We start from the raw sequence: 1,094 nt of genomic DNA on the forward strand, positions 1-1,094 counted from the left end.
TGTTCTGCGCATTGACGACATGAGCCGTAATCATCGCGCGATCCCCCGATCGTTCTTGGGGGAATAGTTGCAGCATGTCTAATGTCCGTCACCTGTCCGATCGGACAGTTGACAGAGTTACGGGTGAATAAGGCGCCTGCGCACGGCCTCGACAACAGCTTGCGTGGTTGTCGCGACGTCAAAAGCCTCGCGGGCGCGTGTCGCGTGCCATTTCACGGTGCGCTCGGTCAGGCCAAGTATCTGCGAGGTCTCCGACGAGGTCTTGCCGGCCGCAGCCCACAACAGGACTTCCTTTTCCCGGTCGGTCAGCGGGCCCTCATCGTCTTCATCCTCATTCGAAAGAGCCTGGATCGTCATGCCGGCATAAACAGCCATGGTGACAAGTTGCACCTGCTGGCGCGGAGACAGCTTGCAGGATTTCGCCGAAGAGGCGAATGACAGCACGGATTGCCAGTGATGAACGCTCAACATCGGCACGGCAAAGCCACTCCAGATGCCGAACTCCGTTGCCTCGCCGGCAACGCGCCGCGAAGCTTCTGTCCCGGACCACTTGGCAGGAACCTCGGACCAAAGAAACGGCTTCAAAGTTTTCGCCGAGTAGATGCAGACGCCATCCACCGCAGCGTGCTCTGCTTCAACATAGCGCTCGAACCAGCCTTCGGGCCAACCGTTCAGTTCCACCATAGGCGCGAGCTTCTGCCCGCCCAAGGGGACGCCACTCAAGATAAGATGCTCGAAGCCGAGGTTCGTTACTGTTTTGAGGAGATCGCCCAAAAGCGCTCCGGTTGCCGTGTGCGTTCTGCAGCGTTCGACAAAGTCGAATACATCGGAGTCGATCATCGCAGGGACCCAATCTCACCCGATCGATTTATAGCTCATCTTAGCATCTACGAATACTGAGAATTAGGGAATAGAGAACAGCGGGAGTGCCAAGAGGCGGTATTTCCAGCGATGAATTATCGACCGCGCGGGACGTTTCGCACTCAAGCTATAGTGGGCCGGTGCTTTTGCGAGCAGCCTTGCTATGACTTGATGTCACGATGCCGCCTGCGCAGCGGCGTACCGGCCATGATAGATCGGAAGAGCACACGTCT

General features: G+C 57.5%; 1 protein-coding gene. It reads right to left on the reverse strand.

Annotation, left to right across the window (positions count from 1 at the left end; genetic code table 11):
* Positions 1 to 117: 117 nt before the first annotated feature.
* Positions 118 to 840, reverse strand: a complete 723-nt coding sequence (locus tag X742_RS140425) for a LuxR family transcriptional regulator (protein WP_023775617.1) — start codon at positions 838 to 840, stop codon at positions 118 to 120.
* Between the last annotated feature and the right edge of the window lie 254 nt (positions 841 to 1,094).

This window comes from Mesorhizobium sp. LNHC229A00 (genome assembly GCF_000502415.1).
Lineage (GTDB): Bacteria > Pseudomonadota > Alphaproteobacteria > Rhizobiales > Rhizobiaceae > Mesorhizobium.